Genomic DNA, 24,773 nt, shown 5'->3' on the forward strand with positions numbered 1-24,773 from the left:
GCGATGGATGCGATCATTCTCGATTTCGGCAGCGACATCAAAGGCGACAGCCTGCTCGTCGGCTACGAAAACAAGATCGAAATCATGTCCTACAGCCACAACGTGGCGATGCAGGTCACCAACGACGTCAGCAACTCGGAGCGCACCTCCGGCAAACCCCACGTCGGCGAATTCACCCTCACCAAGTTCATCGACACCTCGACCCCGACCCTCAACGAATACTGCTGCGCCGGCAAGCCGATCGCCGAGGCGACCATCACCATCGGCCGCAACGCCGCCGAGGGCAACGGGCAGATCATGCCCTTCATCGTCTACACCCTGAACAACGTGGTGCTCTCCAACGTCAGCGTCAGCGGCGGCGCCGGCGGCAAGCCGGTGGAGACCCTGTCGCTGAACTTCACCAAGATCAAGTGGGAGCTGACCGCGCAGAAGGACGACGGCACCAAGGAAGGCACGGCCGCCTCGACCTGGGACCTGGCCGCCAACCAGTTGGTCAAGTGACCGGGCGCCGACATGTCCGGAGCCCTGCCGCCGCTGTTCGAGCGCCTCAGCGCCGAGGCCGACGAACGTCCCGCGTTCGACGACCGGGCGCTGGCCGAGTCGGTCCGCGGCGAGCTGCTGCGCCTGCTCAACACACGGCGCCCGGCGCATGCGCGCAGCGGCATCCTCGCCTACGGGCTCGCCGACTGGACCGCCGTGCAACGCCTGCGCGCCGAGGACCGGCGCCAGCTGGCACGCGAGGTGCGGGCGGCGGTCGAGCATTTCGAGCCGCGCCTGCAACTGGCCAAGGTCGAGGTCGAACCTGACCCGGGCAATCCGCAGCGCCTGCGTATCCAGCTCGGTGGCCGCCTGCGCAGCGGGTCGCGCCTGATGCCTGCGCTATTCGTCATCGAACAGGGCAACGATGGCCTCGAGGTGCGCCATGAGCGATTCGATTGATGCCGACCTGCTCGACTACTACCAGCGCGAGCTGACCTGGCTGCGGCATGCCGGCGGCGCCTTCGCCGAGCGCTATCCGAAGGTCGCCCGGCGCCTGCAACTGGCCCCCGGCGAATGCCCCGACCCGCACGTCGAGCGTCTGCTGGAAGGCTTCTCGCTGCTCACCGCGCGCCTGCAACGGCGCCTCGACGACGACTACGCAGAGTTCAGCGACGCCCTCCTCGAACAGCTCTACCCCCTGGCGCTGCGCCCGCTGCCGTCCTGCGCGATCGTCCAGTTCGAACCGGACCCGACCCAGGGCAACCTCGCCGAGGGCTACCGGCTGCCGCGCGACACCGCGCTGTTCGTCACCACCCGTGGCGGCGACAGCGTGCATTTCCGCAGCAGCGCCGAGGCGACTTTGTGGCCGCTGGCGATCGACGAGGCGACCCTGCTCGGCGGCGAGGAGGCGCAAGCCCTGACCGGAGTCGGCGCCGCCCGCTCGGCGTTGCGCCTGAGCCTGCGCTGCCTGGGCGAGTACCGCTGGGACGAACTGTCGATCGAGCGCCTGCGCATCCACCTGGCGGCTTCGCCGATGGGCTGCGCGATCCTCTACGACCTGCTCGCCGCGCATGCCGTGCAGGTCATGGCGGGGGCGCCCGGCACGCCGCCGGCGGCGCTCCGTGGACTGCCGGAGATCGTCGGCTTCGCCGCCGACGAGGCGCTGCTGCCGGAGAAAGACGGCGGACATCCGGGCCTGCGCCTGCTCGCCGAGTACTTCGCCTTCCCCGACAAGTTCCACTTCTTCGACCTGCCGCTGTCCGGCGCGCTCGCCGACGGACAGACGCTCTACCTGTACCTGGTCTTCGATCGCGCACCGACGGCACGCCTGCATTTGCAGGCGGAAGACTTCCAGCTCGGCTGCGCACCGGCGATCAACCTCTTTCCGCGGACCTCGGAGCCGCTGCGCCCGGACGGCACCCGCAGCGAGTACCGCCTGGTCGCCGACAGTCACCGCGAGAACAGCGTGGAAATCCATAGCATCCGCGCCGTGCGCTCGGTTGCCGGGAGCACCGTGCAGCCAGTCCCGGCCTACTATGGCTGCCGCCACGACAGCCACCTCGGCACGCTCTACTGGCACGCCCGGCGCATCGCCGGGCTGACCCCGAACCGGCTGGGCAGCGACCTGCTGCTGAGCCTGGTGGATACCGGCTTCGACCCGTTACGCGAGGCCCCGGCCTTCAGCCTGACCGCCGAGCTGCTATGCACCAATCGCTATCTGGCCGAGCGCCTGGGTGCCGGCACCGCGCTGGGCTTCGAACGGCCCGGGCCGGTCGCCGCCGCACGCCTGCGCAACGCGCCCAGCGCGCAGAGCCAGCCGCGCCTGGACGGCCAGTCGCGCTGGAGACTGGTCTCGCAGCTGACCCTCAACCACCTCTCGCTGGTGGAAGGTCCGCGCGCCCTCGAAGCCCTGCGGGAAATCCTCGCCCTGCACAACCTGCGCGACGATGCCAGCGCCCTCCGGCAGATAGAAGGCCTGCGGCAACTCGACTGCCAGCGGGTGGTGGCGCATGTCGGCGAGGATGCCTGGCGCGGCTGGCGCAATGGCCTGGAGATCCGCCTGCGACTCGATCCGCAACACTTCGTCGGCGCCAGCGGCGTGCTGTTCTCCGCCGTGCTGGCGCAGTTCTTCTCGCTGTATGCCACCGCCAACCGCTTCGTGCGCACGGTCCTGGTGGAAGCCGACAAGGAGGTGAAGACATGGCAACCCCAGGCCGGCTCGCCGCTCTCCCTCTGAGCCAACGGCTGCGCCGCACGCCGCAGCGCTTCGAACTGTTGCAGGCGCTGCTGCTGCTCGAACGCGAGCGTCCCCAGGCGTTGCCGCTGGGCACCGGCAACGCGCCGCGGGCGGAGGCCCTGCGCCTGCGCGGGCCGCTGTTGCCGCTGTTCGCCTCGAGCGAGGTGGAAAGCCTGCTCGACGACCCGCAGCAACCGGTGCTGTCCACCCCGGTGTTCGGCCTCGGCGGCCCCGACGGCCCGTTGCCCTATGCCTACCAGGAATGGCTGCAACAGCGTGCCCGGCAGAAGGACCATGCCCCCGCCGAGTTCCTCGACCTGTTCCAGCACCGCCTGCTCAGCCTGCTCTACCGGGTACTGCGCAAGCATCGCGTGGCGCTCGGTTTCGCGGTGCCGGCGGCGACCCCGGTGCAGGCGCAGCTACGCGCCCTCAGCGGCCTGTTGCCGAAAGCCCTGCAAGAGCGCCTGGCGCTGCCGGACAGCGCGGTGCTGGCACGCACCGCGCTGTTCGCCGGCGGGCGTCGCTCCCTGGCCGGCTTCGCCGGCCTGGTGCGCCAGCACTTCGGCGTGGAGGCACGGCTGGACGCCTACCAGGGCGCCTGGAAGGAAATCCCCGCGGCCAGCCGCAGCCGGCTGCAACGCGGCGGACGCAACCTGCGCCTGGGTCGCGACGCCATAGCCGGCACGCGCACCTGGGACGAGCACGCCGGCATCGCCCTCAGTCTCGGTCCGCTGGATGCCCGCGAAGCCGCCCGCTTCTTCCCCGACGGCGACGCCCATGGCCAGTTGGCCAGCCTCGCCGCGCTGTACTTCGGCCCCGACCTGGATTGTCGCCTGAGCCTGCTGGTGAGCGGCGGCGCGCCGCTGCGCCTGGAGCGCGGTGCACCGCCCAGGCTGAGCTGGAACACCGGCCTGCGGCGCGTCGAAGACGGCCAGCGGCAGCGCATCGATCTTGACCTGCGGCAGCCGGAGGTAGCCTGAAATGGAACTCGCCGCCCTGATCGGCCGCCTCAACCCGGACTGTCGCCGCGCCCTGGAGCGCGCCGCGCAACGCTGCCTGCAACGCACCCATCATTACGTAGAGATCGAGCACCTGCTGCTGGAGCTGCTGGACATCGACGGCGGCGACTTCGCCTGCCTGCTGCCGCGCTTCGGCCTGGAGCGCGACGCCCTGGTCGCCGAGATCAACCTGTCGCTGGAGCTGTTCAAGGCCGGCAATACCCGCACTCCGGCGCTGTCCGCGCACACCATCGGCCTGCTCGAGGACGCCGTGGTCCACGCCAGTGTGCTCGGCCAGGCGCAGATCCGTTCCGGCCTGCTGCTGCTCGCCCTGCTCGACCGCGAGGAGCGCCGCGCCCTGCTGCTGAACAGCGCGTCGTCGCTGCTGCGGATTCCCCACGAGGCCTTGCAGGCCAACCTGCTGGAGTGGATCCAGGCCTCCCGCGAACAGCCGCCCGCGCCGAACCGCCCGGCGGCAGGCGGCGACAAGCCGGAAAGCGCCCCGGACCCGCTGCTCGACCAGTACACCCAGGACCTCACCGCCGAGGCCCGCGCCGGGCGCATCGACCCCATAGTCGGGCGCGACGGGGAGATCCGCCAGTGCGTCGACATCCTCCTGCGCCGGCGGCAGAACAACCCGATCCTGGTCGGCGCGCCGGGCGTCGGCAAGACCGCGGTGGTCGAGGGCCTGGCCCTGCGCATCGCCGCCGGCGAGGTGCCGCCGTCGTTGCAGGAGGTAATCCTGCGGGTGCTCGACCTCGGCCTGTTGCAGGCCGGCGCCAGCATGAAGGGCGAGTTCGAGCAGCGCCTCAAGGGCGTGATCGACGCCGTGCGCAACAGCGCGCAGCCGATCATCCTGTTCATCGACGAGGCGCACACGCTGATCGGCGCCGGCGGCGCGGAAGGCGGCAGCGACGCCGCCAACCTGCTCAAGCCGGCCCTGGCGCGCGGCGAGTTGCGCACCCTGGCGGCCACCACCTGGCTGGAATACAAGAAATACTTCGAGAAGGACCCGGCGCTGACCCGGCGCTTCCAACTGGTCCAGGTCGAGGAGCCGGACGAGGCCACCGCCGTGGAGATGCTGCGCGGCGTCGCCGGCAAGCTGGAACTGCATCACGGCGTGCAGATCATGGACGCGGCCATCGTCGATGCGGTGAAGCTGTCGCACCGCTACATCTCCGGCCGCCAGTTACCGGACAAGGCGATCAGCGTGCTCGACACCGCCTGCGCGCGGGTCGCCCTCGGCCAGCACGACGTGCCGCCGCCGCTGGAAAGCCTGCGCCACCGCGAGCAGGCGCTGGAAGAGGAATTGCAGCGGCTGCGCCGGGAACAGGCCACCGGCCTCGACCACAGCGCGCGTATCACCGCCCTGGAAAGCGAGTCGGGCGATAACCGCCGGACCATCCGCGAGCTGGAGACCCGCTGGGACGAGGAACGCGAAGCGGTGCGCGAACTGCTCGACACCCGCCGCGAATTGCTGGCCCTCAGCGAAAGCGCCGACGCGGCCAAGCCCGACGAGGAACTGGACGGTCGCATCGACCACCTGGCCGCCGAACTGGCGCGCCTGGCGGCCGGCCTCGAAGCCATCCGCCAGGACGACCCGCTGGTTCCCGAGCAGGTGGACTCGCGTACCGTGGCCGCGGTGATCGCCGGCTGGACCGGCATCCCGGTGGGCAAGATGCTCGCCGACGAAGCCCACGCCATCCGTTCCCTGGCGCAACGAATGGGCCAGCGGGTGATGGGCCAGGAGGCCGCCCTGGGTGCCATCGCCCAGCGCATCCAGGCCTATCGCGCCGGACTCAGCGACCCGGCCAAGCCGGTCGGCGTATTCCTCCTGCCCGGCCCCACCGGCGTGGGCAAGACCGAGACCGCCTACGCCCTGGCCGACGCCCTCTACGGCGGCGAACGCAACCTGATCAGCATCAACCTCTCCGAGTACCAGGAGGCCCACACCGTCAGCCAGCTCAAGGGCGCCCCGCCCGGCTACGTCGGCTACGGCAGCGGCGGCGTGCTCACCGAAGCGGTGCGCCGCAAGCCCTATTCGGTGGTGCTGCTGGACGAGATCGAGAAAGCCCATCCGGACGTGCTGGAAGCCTTCTACAACGTGTTCGACAAGGGCGTGATGGAAGACGGCACCGGCCTGGTGGTGGACTTCAGGAACACCGTGATCCTCGCCACCAGCAACGTCGGCGCCGAACTGCTGCTGGACAGCCCGGCCGAACAGGTCGCCACCCCGGCCTTCGACGAGCGCCTGCGCAAAGTCTTGCTGCAAACCTTCCGCCCGGCGTTCCTCGCGCGCATGACCGTGGTGCCTTACCGGCCGCTGGAGGAAGCCACCCTGGAAGGCATCGTCGTGGCCAAGCTGGAAAAACTGCGGGAACGCTACAAGGCCGCTACCGGCAAACAGTTCGACTTCGACCCGGCCATCGTCAAGGCCGTGCTCGCCAAGTGCAGCGCGGCGGGCGCGCGGGATATCGAGAACGTGCTGATGGCGCAGGTGACGGGGAAGTTGGCGGAGTGGGTACTCGAATGAGCGTCCCGAGGCATCGCGGCATCCGCCCGTTTCCGATGGAGAACGTATCGGCTAGAGAACAGCGGACGAATTCATGAACTGGAACGATCTTTGCGGAATAAACACGGTAGCCGGAAAAGCCATAGACATCCCGACCCTGGTCGGTCCCGGCGTCGACCACGACCGACGTGGAAGGACCGGAATGCCCAACGGCGCGACGCTGACCGCCATGATGAACGCTGCCGACGCCCTACGTCTGACCGAGGCCCCGAGGACCAGGCGCGGTGGTGTGTCCGACGGTATTTCCTTCCACATCGCCCAATACGTGCCCGGTGGCGCGTCTCTGACCATCACCAGCCAGTTCGTCGGTCAGAAAGCCGGCTCCGCCGTGTGCTACGAGAACACACTGTTCAACGATGCCCTGGTCGGTCGCATCAACGCCATCGTTGGCAACATCATCGTGCGCCAGAGCGTCGCACCCTGTACGCGCTGCCGCGCCGGCTACCGCCAGCTCGCCCAGAACGGACCACATACTATCGTCGTCTCCAGCGATGACGGCTACGACGGCGCCCCCGACAACACCATCTTCCTCTTCGCACCCACCGGGCTGGTGTTCTACCGACGCTGAACGCCCGCCGAACTGCCCCACCTTCGAGGACTGCCGTCATGCCCCGAACCATCGAATACTGGCGCCCCACGAACGGCCTGTATCATGCGACCCCGCCCGGAATCGCCGTGCTGACCCAGGACAGCGATTGGGAGGTGCTCAACGAAGCCACCGGCTTCTACGAGGAAAGCCCGTATCCCTCCGCCTTCAAGGGACAGGTGTATCGCGCGCTGAACTACATAAACGCTACGCCGACGGGCGCATCGCTGCTCTGGAACCTCTACACGACGAACAATTTCGTCGACATCACCCCCTCGTCGCTGGGCAACAATGTCCAGTCCACCAATCAGCCCATGGCGCTCAATCAGGTCGCCAGAGAAATCATCGTAGGAACCGGTCCCGGCCCCCAGACCCAGATCGCGCTCAATCAGACAGGCATCGCCCCGCAGGCGCAGACCCAGTGGCTGACCTATGTCATCAACAGTTCGCCGCATTGGGCCCTGGACGGCGTGCCGGGCAACGGTGGTGGCCTTTACGGCTATCTAGAGCACGCCCGCCAGTATGCCAACCGCTGGATGCTGCTGTTCGACCACCGCTACTTCCGCTGGAGCGACAGCAATGAAGGCTATTTCAATGAGCAGAGCTACAGCGGACATTTCGGTATCTCCGCCCACAACATCGCCATCACCAACCACGAAGTGGCGGCCTGGCTTGCCGGACAGCCGCTACCCCACCGCCTCAGCGATGCCCAGCAGAACCATGCGCGGCTTGCGACCATAGTTGCCCTTAAGGACGTTTCGCCGCCTTCGGCTGGCTGTTCCGCCCATGTGAGATGGAACCCCACAGCGACCAACCCGCTGAACCGGATACGTCCTCCGGCAATCGGCCTGGCTCATGAGCTGCTGCATGCCTACTACAGTTGCCGAGGCGCACAACCCGGCTACGACGACAACCACTACTCCACGGTACTGTTCGAATACCGCTGCGTCGGCCTCGGCCCCTGGGACGAAGCACCATTATCGGAAAATGCCCTACGCAAAGAATGGTGGAGCTATGCCTGCCAGCAGGTGCCCGGAAGCGACCCAGAGAACAGGAAGGCCATCGGCAAACGCATCAGTTACATGTAGTCGTCGCCGCTGTCCCGACAGAAACGAGGGACCCAGATGCCCCGTCCCACCGATAGCAATACCAGCCTCTCCCTGACCGCCTCGGCGCTGGCAGCCCTGTTCCCGGAGCGTCTGGCCGGGGAAGAACGCCTGAACGCACTGCCCGGTTGGGAACTGCTGGGCTACAGCGCCAGCCCCTTAGCCCTGGACGGCGCAATCGCCACCCATCTCACCGCCACCCTGCACAACGACGCCGACCAGCGTCCGCTCGACGGCCTGGTCGCGGAGATCCGCCAACTCCCCGGCGATGCCAGCGCCGAGCGCTACCAGGTGCTGTTGCGCCCCTGGCTCTGGTGGCTGACGCTGGCCAGCAACAACCGGGTGTTCCAGAACCTCGCCACCAGCGACATCGTCACCCAGGTCTTCGACCAGCACGGCTTCAGCGACTACCAGTTGCAGCTCAGCGGCAGCTACCAGCCCCGCGAATACTGCGTGCAGTACGGCGAGAGCGACCTCGCCTTCGTCTCGCGGCTGCTGGAGGAAGACGGCATCTTCTGGTTCTTCACCCATGCCGCCGGCAAGCACACCCTGGTGCTGGCCGACAGCAACGACGCCTTCCCGCCGATTCCCAACGGCCCGCAAGTGGCCTACCTGGGCCAAGGAATCGGCGTGCGCGAGTTGCAGGGCGTGCGTTCGGCGCAGTACAGCCTCCAGGCGGTATCCGGGACCTACAGCGCCACCGACTACGAGTTCACCACCCCGAGCACCTCGCTGTACTCCCAGGCCGAGGCGGTTTCCGGCGCCGCCGGCGTCTACCAGCACCCCGGCGGCTACACCGCCAAGGCCCAGGGCGACAGCCTGACCAAGCAACGCATCGACGGCCTGCGCAGCCAGGAGACGCGCCTGATCGGCGAGAGCGACTGCCGCTGGCTGGTGCCCGGCCACTGGTTCACCCTCAGCGGGCATGACGACGATTCGCTGAATATCGACTGGGTGCTGACCTCGGTCACCCATGACGCCAGTCACGCGCACTACCGCAACCGCTTCGAGGCGATCCCCAAGGCCACCGCCTACCGCCCCGCGCGGGTCACGCCCAAGCCGCGCATGCACACCCAGACCGCCCTGGTGGTGGGCAAGGCCGGCGAGGAGATCTGGACCGACCAGTACGGCCGGATCAAGATCCAGTTCCCCTGGGACCGCGACGGCAAGAACGACGAGACCTCCTCCTGCTGGGTGCGCGTGGTGCTGCCCTGGAGCGGCAAGGGCTTCGGCATGCAGTTCGTGCCGCGCATCGGCCAGGAAGTGATCGTCACCTTCATCGACGGCGACCCGGACCGCCCGCTGGTCACCGGCTGCGTCTACAACGGCGACAACGCCCTGCCCTACGCGCTGCCGGACAACCAGACGCAGTCCGGGATCAAGACCAACTCGTCGAAGGGCGGCGGCGGTTTCAACGAGCTGCGCTTCGAGGACAAGAAGGACGCCGAGGAAGTCTTCCTCCAGGCGCAGAAGGACCTCAACGTCAACGTGCTCAACGACAGCACCGCCAGCATCGGCCACGACGAGACCCTGACGGTGCAGAACGCCCGCACCCGCACGGTGAAGGAGGGCGACGAGACCGTCACCCTGGAGAAAGGCAAGCGCAGCGTGACCATCCAGACCGGCAGCGACAGCCTGGATGTGAAGGACACGCGCACGGTGACGGTGGGCGCCGACCAGACTCACAGCACTGGCGGCAACTACAACCACAAGGTCAGCGGCAACTTCGAGCTGACGGTGGACGGCAACCTGACCATCAAGGTCAGCGGCACCCTCGCCCTGCAGAGCGGCGGCAGCCTGACCCTGAAGAGCGACGCCGACCTCGCCGCCCAGGCCGGCACCTCGCTGACCAGCAAGGCCGGGACGTCGCTGACCAACCAGGCCGGCACCTCCCTCACCAACAAGGCCGGCACCAGCCTGACCAACGATGCCGGCGTCAGCCTGACCAACAAGGCCGGCGCCGAACAGACGGTGGACGGCGGCGGCATGCTGACCATCAAGGGCGGTCTGGTAAAGGTCAACTGAGGAGAAGCGCATGGCGGCATCCGGCAAGCTCGACCTGGTTCGTGGCGACAGCCATCTCGCCGGCAATCTGCTCGACGGCAGCCTGGAAGGCCCGTTGCGCATCGACGAGCACGACAGGCCGCAGGCCAGCCTCGGCTACCGGCAGGGCCAGTTGCACGGCGCCAGCACCCTGTTCCATCCCAACGGCAAGGTCTCCGCGCAACTCGCCTTCGTCGACGGCAAGCTGCACGGGCCGGCGAGTTTCCATGCCGCGGAAGGCTGGTTGCAGCGCAAGGCGCACTACCGCAACGGGCTGCTCCACGGCGAAGCGCTCAACTATTTCGCCAACGGCCAGGTGGCCGAGCGCGAGCATTACCGCGACGGCGTGCGCGACGGGGTCTACCAGCGCTTCCATGGCAATGGCCAACTGGCCTTCGACGGACGCTACCTGAACGGCCAGCTACTGGACGGCGCCCAGCCGTTCGCCGATGACGGCCGGCCGCTGGACAGCGAGGGCAGGCCCATGGCGCGCTGGCGCTGGTGGTGGATCAGGCTGGCGGAGCCCTAGGCGCGCATCGGCCAGGCGGCGCTCAGGGAATCAGCATCTGCACCTGTCCCGGCACGCTGATCTTGATCACCCCGCCCCAGGTGCAGATCAGCGTGCCGTTGGCGTCCAGCGCGGGCATCCCGCCCAGCAGCAGGGTCGGCGGACCGCCGGGGATCCACGGGCTGGCGGTGGCGGGAATGCACGGCATCGGCGTCAGTACGCCGAGGGCGGCGGCGGTGGCGGCGGCCACCACGGGGTTGGCCGGACTCTGGCAGAGGCCGAAGGTGGGAATGTTCAGCAGCGGGATGTGGTCCATGATGTTCGCCGCCGGCATCCCGCTGGTCAGGGTGCGGTTCTGCGGCAACACGTTGAGCACCGTCGGCGCCGCCCCGAAGCTGCATTGCAGGGTGGCGCCGGCGCAGACCTGCGGGCAGCCCATGCCGTCCTCCCGAGCGCGATGGCGTTGTAGCAGGATAGACCAGCCCATCGCGCTCGCCGTGGGGCTGGCTGCTGTTTTTCTGACGAATGCCCGACATGCGTGTCGCCAGCGGCGCTAGAATTCCGCTGTCATGCGGGGCGGAGCCCCGCGACAGGGATCGACGAAAAAGGATTTTCGGCGGATCGAACGGTGCCCGCAGCGCCCTCGCCGGCCGGCCTGCGGCCGGTCGATGCAGGGGTTGCCGCACCCTGGCCGCCCCCAAGGACGGGACGACAATGCCTAGCACAAGAAGCCTCCCCGCACGGGTCATCGTCGCCGATGACTATCCCCTGTTCCGCGATGGCCTGAGACGGGTCGTCCGCCGCTACCTCCCGCAAGCCGCCGTAAGCGAAGCGGGCAGCTTCGACGAGGTGCTGCGCCTGGCCTCGAGCGTCTCGCCGGAACCTCCCGCCCTCTTCGTCCTCGACCTGCTGCTTCCCGGCTTCGCCGCCTCCCAGTCCATCGAGCGCTTGCGTCGCGCCTATCGGCACAGCGCAATCGTCATCGTCTCGATGCTCGACGACCCGCGTCTGGTGGACGAGGTGCTGGCCGCCGGCGCCGACGGCTACCTCGGCAAATCCCTGGAGGCCGGGGAGATCGGCACGGCGTTGCAGACGCTCGGCAGCGGCGAACCGGTGGTGCGCCTGCGCGGCGGGTCGAGCGCCGGCAGTCGGCAACGCGCCCTCCTGGACGCCCTGACCCCACGGCAGCAAGCGGTACTGCGGCTGATCGCCGATGGCCTGTCGAACAAGGAAATCGGCCGCGCGCTGTCGATCTCGCCGTTCACCGTGCGCGTGCACGTTTCCTCGCTGCTGCGCGCCCTGGAAGTGAACACGCGGACGGCCGCCGCGGCGCTGGCGGTGAAGGCCGGCTTCTAGGCAGGTTCCACGCGGCCGTACCCGGAGTTCCCGCGCAAGCATCCGGGAATGCCGAAACGAGAAGTCTGCCGCGATTTTCCGCGAAGTCTCCTCGCGGCGCTGAAGCCCGGCGCAGCGGACCAGTCCCATCCATGAGGGGCGCGCCTGCGCGCCGGCCTCACCGGGAGCGGCGACGCTCGTTTTCAGCAGAGGAACGGCACATGATCGACAGGGTGAAGCCGCTGATGGCGGCATGGGTTCTGATCTTCGCATCTTCTTCGTTCGCCGGCGAAACGGCGGGAAAATTGCCACGAAAGCCAGCTTTAGGGCCGGAAACCGCGGGGGCGACCCTGGTCATTCCCGGCGAGACCGACAGGCTCGCTTCGCTCTACGCCCGCGCACGGAGCGAAGGCGGCAAGGTGGTGCTCTGGGCCGGCGGCGACGCGCCGAACCAGATGGACTGGTTGAAGACGGCCTTCGAGAGCCGCTTTCCCGGCGTGATCCTGGACGTCACGGTGGACCTCTCCAAGTTCCACGACCTGCGCATCGACCAGGAACTCGCCGCCGGCACCCTGACGCCGGACGTGGCGATGCTGCAAACCACCTTCGATTTCGACAAATGGAAGGCCCGCGACGTGCTGCTGCGCTACAAGCCGGTCGGCTTCGCCCGGCAGAAGAAAGGCTACGCCGATCCCGACGGCGCCTATGTCACGGCCTACAACAACGCCTTCGTGCCGACCTACGCTTCCGTCCGGCTGCCAGCGGAGCACTATCCGACGCGCTTCGCCGATTACCTGAAGCCGGCCTTCAAGGGCAAGCTGGTGCTGACCTATCCCCATGATGACGATGCGGTGCTGTACGTCTACGACAAGCTGGAACGGCGCTACGGCAGCGGTTTCCTGCGCGCCCTGGCGGCGCAGAAGCCGAACTTCCTGCGCGGCACGGCGGCGCCGGCGGCCTCGGTGGGCACCGACTCCATCGGTTCGCTGGGCAACCTGACCGGCTATGCGACCGACAGCGATACGCCGGCCGGCTACTTCATCCCGACCGACGAGCCGTTCATCGTCTGGAACCAGCGCGCGGCGATCTTCAAGGCCGCCCGTCATCCGGCCACGGCCAAGCTGCTGCTGTCCTACCTGGGCTCGGCCGAGTTCCAGTCCAGCTACGGCGGCTGGCGCGCCCGCGCCGACGTCGGCGAAGCGCCTGGGCTGCCGCCACTGGAGTCGCTGAAGAACGTCGACGTGCACGATTTCACCCGCTGGATGGCCGATCGCCAACGGGTGGCCAGCCTGCGCAGGCACATGGCGGAAATCTTCGGCCCGGTACGCGGCGAGTCGCCGTTGCGCGACCCGGCGCTGATGAGCCTGCTGGGGCTGACGGCGAACGACATCGTCGCCCTGCCCGAACCGGACCTGCCGATCTACTGAACCGCCATGACGGCCTCGCGCACGGACGACGCGGGGTCGTCGATCCTGGAGAATTGCGCATCCGGTTTCGACGGCAAGCAGGCGGCCTGGAGCGGCTGGGAAGACGCCCACTTCTTATAAAATACTTTTAATAAACGATTTATCCTACTGATTAATAAGATAAATAAAATACTAGAATTCACTTTAAGTTGAGACGACAAGGCGGCGCATAACGCTACCCGTTGTCCGCCCTGGCATCCGCTTACCGCCTTCGCTGCGCAGGGCGAACGAGGCCACGCGCGTTATCCGCCGGCAGACCTCTGCCAGGGAGGGACGACGGCACGGAAAACTCTTCTTCGACAACGACTTCCGCGTAGAACCTAATCCATCGCCTGCGCTCGCGCGAACTCACGCAGGCGACGATCAGGACCTAGGACCTAGGCCTTCCGCCACCCCTGCAACTGATTGCGGATCGGCAACTCGCGGATGCGCTTGCCGGTGGCGGCGAAGATCGCGTTGCACAGCGCCGGCGCTATCGGCGGCACGCCGGGCTCGCCGACCCCGCCCAGCGGCAGGTCGCCGTCCGGCTCGAGCAGATGCACCGACACCGCCTTGGGCGCCAGCGGCATGCGCGCCAGCTCATACTGGTGGAAGTTGTCCTGCTGGACCTTGCCATCCTTGAAGCTGATCTCGCCCAGCGCCGCCAGGCCCAGGCCCATCACGCAGGCGCCTTCGAGCTGCGAGCGGATGCGCTCGGGGTTGATCTGCGGACCGCAGTCGGCGGCGATGGTGGCCTTGTGCACCAGCAGCGCGCCGTCGTCCTTCACCTCCACCTCGATCACCACCGCCACGTAGGTGACGAAGCTGTAGTGCGCGGCGATTCCCCGCGCCCTGCCCCTGGGCAGCTCGCCGCCCCAGCCGGACTGGCGCGCCGCCTCCTCGATCACCCCGCGCAGGCGGCCGACATCGAGCGGGTAGCGCTCCGGCGACTCGCCGTAGTTCCAGCTGTCGCCGAGTTCGGCGGTGTCGATCCGCCGCGCCGGGCCGAGCAGCTTGAGCAGGTAGTCCTTCGGGTCCTGGCCGGCCTTCGCCGCCAGTTCGCCGACGAAGCTCTGGATGGCGAAGGCGTGGGGGATGTTGGAGACCGAGCGGAACCAGCCGACCCGGGTGTGCGCCGGGGCCTCGGGGTTCTCCAGGCGCACGTTGGGGATGGCGAACGGCAGGTTGGTCAGGCCCATGCCCAGTTCGAAGGCGCCCTGGTGCTTGCTGTCCGGGCCGAACAGTGCGGTGATGCTCGGCGCCACCGAGCGATGCAGCCAGGCCTGCGGCAGCCCGTCGGCGCCGAGCACGGCCTGCAGGCGCTCCACCGAGACCGTGTGGAAATAGGAGAAATGCAGGTCGTCCTCGCGGGTCCACTGCACCCGCAGGTGGCGACCGGGGAACGCCTTGGCCAGGATCGCCGCTTCCAGCACGAAGTCGGGCTTGGACTTGCGGCCGAAACCGCCGCCGAGCAGGGTCACGTTGACCGTGACCTTGTCGAACGGCAGTTTCAGGCGCTCGGCGATGCGCTCGCGGGTCACTTGCGGCGCCTGGGTCGGGGCCCAGACCTCGCAGGCGCCGTCCTTGTACCAGGCGGTGGAGACCGGCGGTTCCATCGGCGCCTGGGCCAGGTGCGGCAGGTAGTACTCGGCCTCGACGATATCCCCGCCCTTGGCGAACAGCGCCGCGGCATCGCCGCTGTCGCGCACCACCTTGCCCGGCTTGCGCGCGGCCTCTTCCAGTTGCTTGCGGTAGGCCACCGAGTCGTAGCCGCCGTTGACCCCGGCGTCCCACTCGACCACCAGCGCCTCGCGCCCCTTGATCGCCGCCCAGGTGTTCTGCGCCACCACGGCGACCCCGCCCAGCGGCTGGAACTCGGACGGGATCGGCCGGCCCTCGATCTCAATCACCTTGACCACCCCGGGCACCTTCAGCGCCGCGGCGGCGTCGTAGCGCTTGAGCTTGCCGCCGTAGACCGGCGGCCGGGCGACCACGGCGTAGAGCATGTCGTCGAAGCGCGCGTCGAAGCCGAAGCCGGCGCGGCCATTGACGATATCGGCGCCGTCGATGGCGCGCGCCACGTCCTTGCCGATGTAGCGGAACTGCTCGGGCTTCTTCAGCAGCAGCTTGTCGCGCGCCGGCACTTCGAGGCCCGCGGCGGCCTCGGCCAGTTCGCCGAAGGACAGCGAACGGCCGCTGGGCGCATGCAGCACCTTGTTCTGTTCGGCGCGGCACTCGCCCAGCGGAACCTTCCACTGGTTGGCCGCAGCCTGTTCGAGCATCTGCCGTGCCGCCGCTCCGCAGCGGCGCATGGGTTCGAACCAATGGCGCATGCTGCGCGAGCCATCGGTGTCCTGGTTGCCGTAGCGCGCTTCGTCGCCGGGCGCCTGGATCACCTTGACCCGGCTCCAGTCGGCCTCCAGCTCGTCGGCCACCACCATCGCCAGGCTGGTGCGCACGCCCTGGCCCATTTCCGAGCGGTTGCAGACGATGCCGACCGTGCCGTCCCGGTCGATGCTCACGTAGATCTTCGGGTTGTCCACCCAGCCGTGGGGCATGGCGTCGGCGCCGAAGGCCTTCTTCTCGGCGGCCAGGGCGTCGCGCCAGCCCCAGTTGGCAGCCACCAGCAGCACGCCGGTGGCGCCGACGCCCTTGAGGAAACCGCGGCGGCTGAGATTGCCGATGACCAGATCGTCGGGGTACGAGCGCTTCATGCCTTGGCCTCCTGCAACTTGGCGGAGGCGTTGTGGATCGCCGTCTTGATCCGGTTGTAGGTGCCGCAGCGGCAGATGTTGCCGGCCATGGCCGCCTCGATCTGCTCGTCGCTGGGCGCGGGGTTGCTCTTCAGCAACGCCGTGGCCGACATGATCTGCCCGCCCTGGCAGTAGCCGCACTGCGCCACGCCGATGTCCAGCCAGGCCTGCTGGACGACTTCGCCGACCTTGTCGGTGTGCAGGTGGTCGATGGTGGTGACCTTCCTGCCCTGCGCCAGGCTCACCGGCGTGATGCAGGAACGGGTGGCCTGGCCGTCGATATGGATGGTGCAGGAGCCGCACAGGCCCATGCCGCAGCCGAACTTGGTCCCGGTATAGCCGACGACGTCGCGGATGGCCCAGAGCAAGGGCATATCCTCGGTGACATCGAGCTGATGATCCTTGCCATTGAGGTTCAGGGTAATCATCGGTGCACGCCTTTTCTGGTTTCTGGTTATGGAGTCGCACGGCGACTGCGCCGCCCCCATGGGCGCGGCGAGTCTCTCATCGGACTGAAGGGAGATTATTGGCGAGAGGACTGCGGCGGATAACCTGGCAGAACTGAACGTATCGTTGAATGGAATTCAACGATACCCAAGCCGGGCGGAAATCGCCCGGGCGAGGCCGCATTCCTGGTGGCCCGCTCCTCGCCGCTTCGCCGGAAAGCGAGCGGCTCGGCCAGGGGCAACGGCGCTAGCCGCGCCGCACGCGCAGTCGCTCGGCGTGGTAGATCAACGGCCCATGCTGGTCCTCGGCACCGCTGGGGTCGTCCAGCAGCACGCCGGTGATGCGGCCCTGGCGGAACAGCAGGCGGATCGCCAGCAGGTTGGCCCTGGGGTCGCCCTTGAGATCATGGAGGGAACGCGGGGTGTCGGCATCCAGCTGACAAAACACCGATTCGAGCAAAACATCGGAAGGTTCTAACGCCATGCAGTCGTATCCGTCGAGAAGTACCGGTCACCTTGCCTTGCACTGGGTGCCGGTCAAAGCCCATCCCTGGAAAAACGCCTTTCCGCGAATTGAAACAATGCGCAACGATTTTCCTCGCGACGCAGTGTCGCCTACCGCCAGAGCCGTTGCCAAGAGCCGTACATCCCTGCGGCGCGCCCCTGCGACAACGTTGCAATACTTTCTTCACACGAGTTCCGCTACAAAGGTATCTCGCCGGAACCGAGGGTTCCTTTGTCCACCCACCCATAACCGAGAAAGCAAGCGGAGGCACCCATGAACCACACTGCATCGATCCCCGCCCTGCCCACGGCCTATGACCTGCTGAACACCCGCATCCAGCGCATCATCCACGCCCCGGCCGCGCAACAGGCCTGCCAGGCCTGCATTTCCCGATTGCCCGGCGAAGACGAGGGCGACTGGGCCCACCTGCTGGAAAGCTTCGACCGTTCCAACCAGTGGCTGCTCGACCCGCAGCGCGACGGCAGCATCGTCCTGCGCTGGAGTTCCGCCGCCTGATCCTCTTTGCCGCGCGGCCGTCGAGCCGCGCGGCTTGCGCTCTTCCCTCCCCTTCGCCGTTCGCGGCTATCGCGGATAGCTTCCCGGCAACAGGATGTCCCGGCCAACCTCGCGGATGTCGGTATGGCCGCAGAAGGCCATGGTCAGGTCCAGTTCACGAGCGATGATCTCCAGCGCCCGCGTCACTCCGGCCTGCCCCAGCGCACCCAGCCCATAGAGATAGGGACGGCCGATCATGGTCCCGCGCGCACCGAGGGCGATGGCCTTGAGCACGTCCTGCCCGGAACGGATGCCGCTGTCGAGCCAGACCTCGATGCGCTCGCCCACCGCCTCGACGATCGCCGGCAGCGCGCTGATGGTCGAGGGCGCGCCATCCAGCTGGCGTCCGCCATGGTTGCTGACGACCAGCGCATCGGCGCCGGAGTCGGCGGCCAGCCGCGCGTCCTCGGCATCGAGAATGCCCTTGAGCACCAGCTTGCCGCCCCAGCGGCGTTTGATCCATTCGACGTCGCCCCAGTTCAGCCGCGGGTCGAACTGGCGAGCGGTCCACTCGGACAGCGAGCCCATGTCGTCGACGCCCTTGACGTGACCGACGATGTTGCCGAAACCGCGACGCCGGGTGCCGAGCATGCCCAGCGCCCAGCGCGGCTTGGTGGCGATGTTCAGCAGGTTGGCCAGGGTCGGCCGCGGCGGCGCCGAGAGACCGTTCTTCAGGTCCTTGTGGCGCTGGCCGATGATCTGCAGGTCGAGGGTCAGCACCAGCGCGTCGCAGCCGGCGGCCTTGGCGCGGTCGATGAGGCGTTCGATGAAATCGCGGTCGCGCATCACGTAGAGCTGGAACCAGAACGGCTGGCCGACTTCCGTGGCGATGTCCTCCAGGGAACAGATGCTCATGGTCGACAGGGTGTAGCGCACGCCGAACTCGGCGGCGGCGCGGGCGGCGAGGATCTCGCCGTCGGCATGCTGCATGCCGGCCAGCCCGGTGGGCGCGATGGCCACCGGCATGGCCATCTCCTGGCCGAGCATGCGGGTGCGCAGCGAGCGGTTCTCGATATTCCGCGCGACCCGCTGGCGCAGCTTGATCGCGGCGAAGTCGTCCTGGTTGGCGCGGTAGGTGCCTTCGCTCCAGGAACCGGAGTCGGCGTAGTCGTAGAACATCCGCGGCACGCGCTTGCGCGCCAGGCGGCGCAGGTCTTCGATATCGGTGATGACGCTCATGCAGTCCACTCCTTCGGGGGTGGCTGGATGGTAGAGCGCGACGTACCGCCGCAGGCGGAATAATTGTCGGCATCGGCGGAAGGAAATTCCGCCGTTTCAGTCGTCCGCCGCCGGAAGGAACTCCCTGCCCTGGACCACCGCCTCGCGGCAGATCGCCGCCAGCCAGGCGGCGAAACGCTGGCTGGCCGGCGAGGCCTGGTGGCTGCGCAGGTGGTAATGGTGGGTCGGCGCCGAACGCAGCGGGAACAGCACCACCAGCCGCCCCTCGGCAAGCCAGGCGCGCGCCAGCGAGGGTCGCGCGAGGGCCACGCCCTGGCCGTTGGCGGCGGCTTCTAGGGTCATGCCCAAATCGAGCAGGCGCGGCCCGGCGCAGGGCTCCGGCCAGTCCAGCCCGGCCACGCGGAACCACGGCTGCCAGGGCTCCAGCGGCGAGCGCAGCAACGGCAGGCCGGCGAGCATGGCTGGCGTCCAGGGCCGCGGCAGGCCGAGCAGCAGCCCCGGCGCGGCCATCGGCAGCACGCGCTCCTCCAGCAGCCGCTCGCCGGCCGCCACGCCATGGCTGTCGCCGCGCACCTCGACGTCGGCCAGCGGCAGGTCCTGGCCGTCCGAAGGACTCGACAGGAGAATCTCCAGCTCGATTTCCGGACAGGCCTCGGCGAAGGACGCCAGGCGCGGAATCAGGATCTGCCGGGCGAAGGTCGGCGGCGTGCGCAGGGTCAGCCGCTGCTGGCGCTGGACCTGGCGACGATGCAGCGGAACCGCCGCGAGCTGGGCGAGGATCGGCGCAATCTGTTCGAGGTACTCGCGGCCGTGGGAGGTCAGCGCCAGCGAGCGGCCGTCGCGCTGCAACAGGCTCACCCCGAGCATCCCCTCGAGACCGGAAACCCGCTTGCTGGCGGCGCTGCCGGTGATCGACAGGAGTTCGGCGGCGCGCTCGAAGGTACCCAGCCGGGCAGCCGCTTCGAACGCCTGCAACGCTTCGATGGAAGGAAAACGGAAATCGTCGGGATTGAGCATGGGGCAGACTTTACCCGCTGCCCGAGATCAGGGATACCGCGTCAGAGCCGCTGCTCGTTGGCCGCGGCGCGGCGCTCGGGCGCCGCGGAACCGGCGGCACCGCCCCAGGAAGCCTTGCCGGGGCTGTAGACATCCTGTTCGTCGAGGGTCACCAGGCCGCTTTCCACCAGGCGCCCGAGGACCTGGCGGATGCTCACCAGGGACAGCGGCGTACCGGTTTCGGAGAGACGCCGGTGCAGGGTGCGGATCGGCACCCGGCCCTGCTCCCCCGAGGCTTCCCAGAGCGCATCGATCACTTTCAGCCGGGCCAGGCTCATCTTCAGGCCGGCCTCCTTCAACATCTGTTTGACGGGCGAATGGGTCATCGTGACGCTCCTTTCGTGGACGAGTGGGTAGCGGGTCCCCGCCGAAGCCGAGCATCCCTGCTCGCTGCCTGCACGTGTTCCCTGAAACCGGGCGGCTGTGGGCCGCCTCTATGGTTAAAGACGAACGAGCGCGGAAAAACCGTCAGTTTTTTTCCCATCAGATCTGATAGGCATTGCTTATCATTCGCGAATGCTTAGCCGTTGCAGTTGCGGGTCGGCGTCGATCTGCCTGTCGCTGAACGGCAAGGTCTGCCATTGCTGGCGGGAAAACAGCTCGGTCTGGTCGCGGTAGTGCGGCGAGCGCGGATCGCTGGACTGGGAGAAAGCCAGCAACCCGCGAGCCTTGGGCCCTTCCTCGGGGAAGGTCACCAGCTGGATGTAGCTGGTGCCGCCGACCACCTCCAGGTGGTCGCCCTTGCGGACGCTCTGGATCGCGTTGTAGACCCCGAAATGGCCATCGCCGCCGGGAATCGCGATGCGTTCCTGGCCACGGGTGCTCACTTGCAGGTCGCCCCAGCGCGCGCCGTCGGGAATCCCGCTCTTCTCCACCTCCGCCGCCGCGTCCGCCAGCGCCTGGCGCACCTGGGCCGCCACCTGCGGCCGGTCGAGGGCGATGCCTTGCGGCGTATCCAGGGGACGTTGCGCATCGAACGGTTCCTTCCACGCGCCGTCGAGTTCGGCGAAGCGTTGCATGAAGCGCTGGAAGTAGACGAAGCCGCTGCCGCTGTCGAGGTTGGCGCCACGGTCCCACTGCGCCAGGGCCGCGCAGGCACGGGCAAGGGACTTCTCGCCCTGGTTGTCGCGGCACAGGCGGAGCAGGTCCGGCAGCACCTGGTCGGCGCTGAAGACATGGTTGGCGGTGACCATCTCCTCGAGCGTCTTCGCCTCCAGCGGCTGCTTGCCCTGTAGCCGGCTCAGGGCGTAGCGCGCCCGCGGACCGATGGGCTTCTCCTGGCTGACCAGGGGCGAGAAGCCCTGCAGCGGGCTCGCCGGGTTGGTCAGCCAGGCGCTGTCGTTGGAGTTCTGCACGAAGTCCCTGCGCAACAGCACCGGCAGTTGCGCCGCCGGGGTGATGCCAGCCTGGGCCGCGGCCGGGTCGCGGCTCCAGGCACAGCGGCTGTCCTGCCCCTGGAGGGCCGGCAGGCCTTCGGCGACCAGTTGCGGAATGGCGCAGGCGGGAATCAGTTCCGGCTTCAGGTAGGGCACCACCGACTGGTTCATGTACAGGGCGTTGCCCTGCTCGTCCGCGGCCAGGGTGTTGACCCAGGGGATCCCCTGTAGCGCCTCGACGCGCCGGCGCAGGTCGGCGACGTCGCTGGCCTGGTTGATCGAGTACCACTGTTGCAGTACCCGGGTGTTCTCCAGGTTGGCGTCACGCAGCGCATAGGCCTCGCTGCGGTTCCAGTCCAGCTTGCCGGGCCAGACCACCAGCGGGCCGTAGATCGACTGGTAGACCTTGTGCTCGACGCGCGACAGCTTGCCGTCGGCGCCGCGCACCTCGATCGCGACGGACTTCTCCTCCAGCGGCAGCGAACGACCGTCGACCAGGTAGCGCCGCGGGTCCTTCGGGTCCAGCGCCAGGCGATACAGGGTGAAGTGGCTGGAGGTATCCACCGTGTGGGTCCAGGCCAGGTGGCGGCTGAAGCCGATGTTGACCACCGGCAGGCCGGGCAGCGAGGCTCCCATCACGTCGAGCCGGCCGGGAATGGTCAGGTGCATCTGGTAGAAACGCATCGCGCCGTTCCAGGGGAAGTGCGGGTTGGCCAGGAGCATGCCCTTGCCGTCCGCCGAACGTTCGCTGCCAACGGCAATGGCGTTGCTGCCGCGCTCCAGGCGGAAGCGCTGGCGCCGCTGCTCGGCGACCTGGAACGCCTGCTCGCCGCTCAGGGCGACCTTCTCCGTGCCGGGCGGCGCGGCGGCCACCAGCGCGTCGGCGAACTGGCCGACCCCGCCTTCGACCAGCAGGCGCCGGGTCAGGCGCAGCAGGTCATCGGTCGCGATGGCCCGCAGCCAGGGCTGGCCAAGGCAACTGGTGGTCTTGCCGTCGGCCTCGCGGAGGAAGCGGTTGAAACCGGCGGCGTAGCCTTCGAGCAACTGGCGCACCGCGGGCGTCTGCGCCTGCCAGAAGGCTTGCAGCGCCTCGGGTTGGTTGAGCCAGGCGTAGAAGATGTCGGACGGCAGGTTGTCCAGCTCCGCCGACGACTTGCCCTCGCTGCCGAAATAGCGCGCCCGCTCGCCGCGCGCGGTGACGATCTCCTCGGCCAGCAGGCAGGCGTTGTCGCGCGCGTAGGCGTAGCCGATGCCGTAGCCCAGGCCGCGCTCATCCTTGGCCCGGATGTGCGGCACGCCATAGGCGGTCCAGCGGATATCCGCGGCCAGCCCGGTCGGCCGCGGCATATCGGCCTGGACCGGCATCATCGAACCCAACAGCATGCCGGCCAGGCCGGTCAGTACGGTACGCATCCCCATCGATGTCGTTTCTCTGCAAAGTGGTGGCCGGAACGGCCGGGACATGCAACGAAAACGCCCTGCGTGCCGGGCATCCCCTGGCGGGGAAACGGGCAACACAGGGCGTGGCGGCGTGGCGCCGATCAGCTGGCCAGGGCGTGCTCGTGCAGGGCGCGGGCCGCAGTACCGGGCTTCAGGTGCTGGTACAGGGAGCCGGAGATTTCCTCGGCACGCACCGGCAGCACCGACAGCAGGGTGTCGCTGAGGCCATGACTGGCCTGGCTGAAGCCCTGCGCGTAGATCGCCACCTTGCAGCGCTCGTCGGTCTGCAGGCGGTAGTCGCGGCCGATCTCGTGGTCGCCGAGGTACTCCGCCAGCGGTTCGAGCAGTTGGCGGTGCAACTGGCGCTCATAGCCGGTGGCCAGGATCACTGCGTCGTAGGTCTCTACGCTTAGCTCGCCGCTACCGGCATCGCGCAACGCCAGCTCGATGCCCTGGGCGGTGGCGGTCGCGCGCTCCACGGTGGTCATGCAACGGAAGGCGTGGCGCGGGATGCCGGAGACTTTCTGGCGGTAGAAGACGCCGTAGATGCGCTCGATCAGGTCGGTATCCACCACCGAATAGTTGGTGTTGTGGTATTCGCGCAGCAAACGCTCGCGTTCGGCATGCTCGCGGCTGTAGATGAGATCGGTGAACTTCGGCGCGAACACTTCGTTGACGAACGGGCTATCGTCCGCCGGCTTGAGCGCCGAGGCACGCAGGATCATGTCGGCCTGCACCGACGGGTAGCTGTCGTTGAGGTCGATGAAGGCCTCCGCCGCGCTCTGCCCGCCGCCGATGATGGCGATCTTCATCGGCTTGCCGCTGCTGCAGGGCTGCTTGGCCATGTGTTCCAGGTACTGGCTGTGGTGGAACACCCGGCCGTCGCCCTTGAGCGCACGGAACACCTGCGGGATACGCGGGGTGCCGCCGGGACTGACCACCAGGGCGCGGGTGGTGCGCACCAGTTCCTCGCCGTCGGCGTTGCGCGAGATCACCCGCAGCGCCTCGACCTGGCCGGCGCTCAGCATCGGCTCGATGCGCAGGACCTCTTCGCCGTAGCGGCTCTGCTCCTGGAAGTGGCTGGCGACCCAGCGCAGGTAGTCGTTGAACTCCATCCGGCAGGGATAGAAGGTGCCCAGGTTGATGAAGTCGACCAGGCGATCGTGCTTGTGCAGGTAGTTGACGAAGGAATACGGGCTGGTGGGGTTGCGCAGGGACACCAGGTCCTTGAGGAAGGAGATCTGCAACTCGCTCTGCGACACCAGGGTGTTGCCGTGCCAGCGGTAGTCGCCCTGCTTGTCCAGGAACAGCACTTCCAGGGCGCCCTGCGCCTGGGCCCGTTCCTGGAGGGCAATCGCCAGGGCGATATTGGAAGGGCCGAAGCCGACACCGATGAGATCGTGAACCACGGCGGTTGCAGTTGCCTGAGTCATTTCCAGTTCCTCTGGATTGGCCCCCTTTCAAGCGGGAGCGATAAGTCGAGAGCAGCCCTGGAGGGCCATCTGTTGACTAGGAACGAGGACAGGGAAATGAAATTTAAGCGTTGCCGAACACGAATAGTGAAATCAGTCGGCTTCCCATTCGCGCATGCGCACCCGGCAATGCTTCATCGCGTTGACGATGTGCTTTTCCACCAGGCTGCGGGAAATATTGAGATGTTCGGCGATCTGCGAATGGGACAGGCCGTCCAGCTTGCGCAACAGGAAGGAACTGCGGCAGATGGCCGGCAACTCGGCCAGGGCGCGCTGCAGGTTGTCCAGGCGCTGCCCCTGGTCGACCACCGTCTGCGGCGAGGGACTGGCCAGGCCCTCCTCGTCATCCAGGACCTCCAGGGGTTCCGCCCGGCGCACTCGGCTGCGACGGTGCTCGTCCACCGCCAGGTTGAGCGCCGTCCGGTACAGAAAAGCCTTCGGATGCTCGATCTGCGCTTGACTGGAGCGCTCCAGAACGCGCAAATACGCGTCGTGGGCGACATCCGCCGCTGCGTGTCGATCCCCGAGCCTGGCACTGAGGAATCGCAGCAGCTCCCGATAATGGTTTTCCAAGACGACTCCTGCTCGCTGCCTCTACGGCACTGTCCTTCCAAGGGCGGGATCGCCTGCCGGCGACGTTGGCAGTATGAAATCATTAAATTTATAATAATTCTCATCAAGC

The 24,773-nt window shown here is 67.8% G+C and carries 22 protein-coding genes; 12 read left to right on the top strand and 10 right to left on the bottom strand.

All coding sequences use genetic code 11. The features are described from left to right. Window positions 1–3 precede the first annotated feature (3 nt). From LT948_RS25300 to LT948_RS25340, 9 genes are all read left to right on the top strand, one after another. Window positions 4–501 (top strand): Hcp family type VI secretion system effector, encoded by a 498-nt coding sequence (locus LT948_RS25300; RefSeq protein ID WP_003089495.1) that lies wholly within the window; start codon window positions 4–6, stop codon window positions 499–501. Between the two features lie 12 nt (window positions 502–513). Continuing rightward, complete coding sequence (gene tssE, locus LT948_RS25305) at window positions 514–939, top strand: type VI secretion system baseplate subunit TssE (RefSeq protein ID WP_073657433.1); 426 nt, start codon at window positions 514–516, stop codon at window positions 937–939. Continuing rightward, on the top strand, window positions 923–2,716 hold the full coding sequence (tssF, locus tag LT948_RS25310; RefSeq protein ID WP_073657432.1) for a type VI secretion system baseplate subunit TssF: 1,794 nt from the start codon (window positions 923–925) through the stop codon (window positions 2,714–2,716). Before tssE ends, tssF begins: the two co-directional genes overlap by 17 nt. Next, complete coding sequence (gene tssG / locus LT948_RS25315; protein ID WP_003114517.1) at window positions 2,680–3,696, top strand: type VI secretion system baseplate subunit TssG; 1,017 nt, start codon at window positions 2,680–2,682, stop codon at window positions 3,694–3,696. The genes tssF and tssG overlap by 37 nt, the downstream gene beginning before the upstream one ends. Before the next feature lies 1 nt (window position 3,697). After that, window positions 3,698–6,247, top strand: a complete 2,550-nt coding sequence (gene tssH, locus LT948_RS25320) for a type VI secretion system ATPase TssH (protein WP_003104929.1) — start codon at window positions 3,698–3,700, stop codon at window positions 6,245–6,247. Between the two features lie 73 nt (window positions 6,248–6,320). After that, window positions 6,321–6,854: a hypothetical protein gene (locus LT948_RS25325; RefSeq protein ID WP_003089506.1), complete on the top strand. Its 534-nt coding sequence runs from the start codon at window positions 6,321–6,323 to the stop codon at window positions 6,852–6,854. 38 nt (window positions 6,855–6,892) lie between these two features. After that, window positions 6,893–7,960 (top strand): M91 family zinc metallopeptidase, encoded by a 1,068-nt coding sequence (locus LT948_RS25330; RefSeq protein WP_022580990.1) that lies wholly within the window; start codon window positions 6,893–6,895, stop codon window positions 7,958–7,960. A gap of 36 nt (window positions 7,961–7,996) precedes the next feature. Next, a complete protein-coding gene (tssI, locus tag LT948_RS25335) occupies window positions 7,997–10,003 on the top strand; it encodes a type VI secretion system tip protein VgrG (protein ID WP_073657431.1) in 2,007 nt (668 codons plus the stop codon). 10 nt (window positions 10,004–10,013) lie between these two features. After that, the gene (locus LT948_RS25340; RefSeq protein ID WP_023103147.1) at window positions 10,014–10,550 is read left to right on the top strand and encodes a toxin-antitoxin system YwqK family antitoxin; all 537 of its coding nucleotides are present in this window, start codon (window positions 10,014–10,016) and stop codon (window positions 10,548–10,550) included. Between the two features lie 22 nt (window positions 10,551–10,572). On the opposite strand, the gene LT948_RS25345 is transcribed toward LT948_RS25340, so the two are convergent. Beyond that, window positions 10,573–10,968 (bottom strand): DUF4280 domain-containing protein, encoded by a 396-nt coding sequence (locus LT948_RS25345; protein WP_003089513.1) that lies wholly within the window; start codon window positions 10,966–10,968, stop codon window positions 10,573–10,575. 275 nt (window positions 10,969–11,243) lie between these two features. On the opposite strand from LT948_RS25345, the gene LT948_RS25350 reads away from it, so the two are divergent. Beyond that, complete coding sequence (locus LT948_RS25350; protein ID WP_003110901.1) at window positions 11,244–11,885, top strand: LuxR C-terminal-related transcriptional regulator; 642 nt, start codon at window positions 11,244–11,246, stop codon at window positions 11,883–11,885. A 200-nt stretch (window positions 11,886–12,085) separates the two neighbouring features. Next, a complete protein-coding gene (locus tag LT948_RS25355) occupies window positions 12,086–13,291 on the top strand; it encodes an ABC transporter substrate-binding protein (protein ID WP_170869329.1) in 1,206 nt (401 codons plus the stop codon). A gap of 416 nt (window positions 13,292–13,707) precedes the next feature. Here LT948_RS25355 and LT948_RS25360 read toward each other — a convergent pair whose 3' ends face one another. The 3 genes from LT948_RS25360 to LT948_RS25370 form a co-directional block, all read right to left on the bottom strand. Next, window positions 13,708–16,023 carry a xanthine dehydrogenase family protein molybdopterin-binding subunit gene (locus LT948_RS25360; RefSeq protein WP_031692923.1) on the bottom strand — a complete coding sequence of 772 codons (2,316 nt, stop codon included), beginning with the start codon at window positions 16,021–16,023 and terminating at the stop codon, window positions 13,708–13,710. Beyond that, window positions 16,020–16,490 carry a (2Fe-2S)-binding protein gene (locus LT948_RS25365; protein ID WP_003089521.1) on the bottom strand — a complete coding sequence of 157 codons (471 nt, stop codon included), beginning with the start codon at window positions 16,488–16,490 and terminating at the stop codon, window positions 16,020–16,022. The genes LT948_RS25360 and LT948_RS25365 overlap by 4 nt, the downstream gene beginning before the upstream one ends. A gap of 265 nt (window positions 16,491–16,755) precedes the next feature. Continuing rightward, the gene (locus tag LT948_RS25370; RefSeq protein ID WP_003104944.1) at window positions 16,756–16,992 is read right to left on the bottom strand and encodes a hypothetical protein; all 237 of its coding nucleotides are present in this window, start codon (window positions 16,990–16,992) and stop codon (window positions 16,756–16,758) included. A gap of 294 nt (window positions 16,993–17,286) precedes the next feature. Here LT948_RS25370 and LT948_RS25375 point away from each other — a divergent pair, with 294 nt between their 5' ends. Continuing rightward, the gene (locus tag LT948_RS25375) at window positions 17,287–17,529 is read left to right on the top strand and encodes a DUF1654 domain-containing protein (RefSeq protein WP_003089526.1); all 243 of its coding nucleotides are present in this window, start codon (window positions 17,287–17,289) and stop codon (window positions 17,527–17,529) included. Between the two features lie 66 nt (window positions 17,530–17,595). On the opposite strand, the gene lldA is transcribed toward LT948_RS25375, so the two are convergent. From lldA to fpvI, 6 genes are all read right to left on the bottom strand, one after another. After that, window positions 17,596–18,747 carry an L-lactate dehydrogenase LldA gene (gene lldA, locus LT948_RS25380; RefSeq protein WP_003104946.1) on the bottom strand — a complete coding sequence of 384 codons (1,152 nt, stop codon included), beginning with the start codon at window positions 18,745–18,747 and terminating at the stop codon, window positions 17,596–17,598. 96 nt (window positions 18,748–18,843) lie between these two features. Beyond that, window positions 18,844–19,764, bottom strand: coding sequence for a LysR substrate-binding domain-containing protein (locus LT948_RS25385; RefSeq protein ID WP_003114511.1), 921 nt, complete (start codon window positions 19,762–19,764; stop codon window positions 18,844–18,846). 41 nt (window positions 19,765–19,805) lie between these two features. Further along, window positions 19,806–20,129: a transcriptional repressor gene (locus tag LT948_RS25390; RefSeq protein WP_003089535.1), complete on the bottom strand. Its 324-nt coding sequence runs from the start codon at window positions 20,127–20,129 to the stop codon at window positions 19,806–19,808. A 180-nt stretch (window positions 20,130–20,309) separates the two neighbouring features. Further along, on the bottom strand, window positions 20,310–22,598 hold the full coding sequence (pvdQ, locus tag LT948_RS25395) for a bifunctional acylase PvdQ (RefSeq protein WP_023125922.1): 2,289 nt from the start codon (window positions 22,596–22,598) through the stop codon (window positions 20,310–20,312). 122 nt (window positions 22,599–22,720) lie between these two features. Next, complete coding sequence (gene pvdA / locus LT948_RS25400) at window positions 22,721–24,052, bottom strand: L-ornithine N(5)-monooxygenase PvdA (RefSeq protein WP_003114509.1); 1,332 nt, start codon at window positions 24,050–24,052, stop codon at window positions 22,721–22,723. A gap of 132 nt (window positions 24,053–24,184) precedes the next feature. Continuing rightward, on the bottom strand, window positions 24,185–24,664 hold the full coding sequence (gene fpvI, locus LT948_RS25405; RefSeq protein ID WP_003103620.1) for a pyoverdine signaling pathway sigma factor FpvI: 480 nt from the start codon (window positions 24,662–24,664) through the stop codon (window positions 24,185–24,187). Window positions 24,665–24,773 lie beyond the last annotated feature (109 nt).

Origin of the sequence: Pseudomonas sp. CP-1 (assembly GCF_021213715.1) — a bacterium.
GTDB classification, from domain to species: domain Bacteria; phylum Pseudomonadota; class Gammaproteobacteria; order Pseudomonadales; family Pseudomonadaceae; genus Pseudomonas; species Pseudomonas aeruginosa.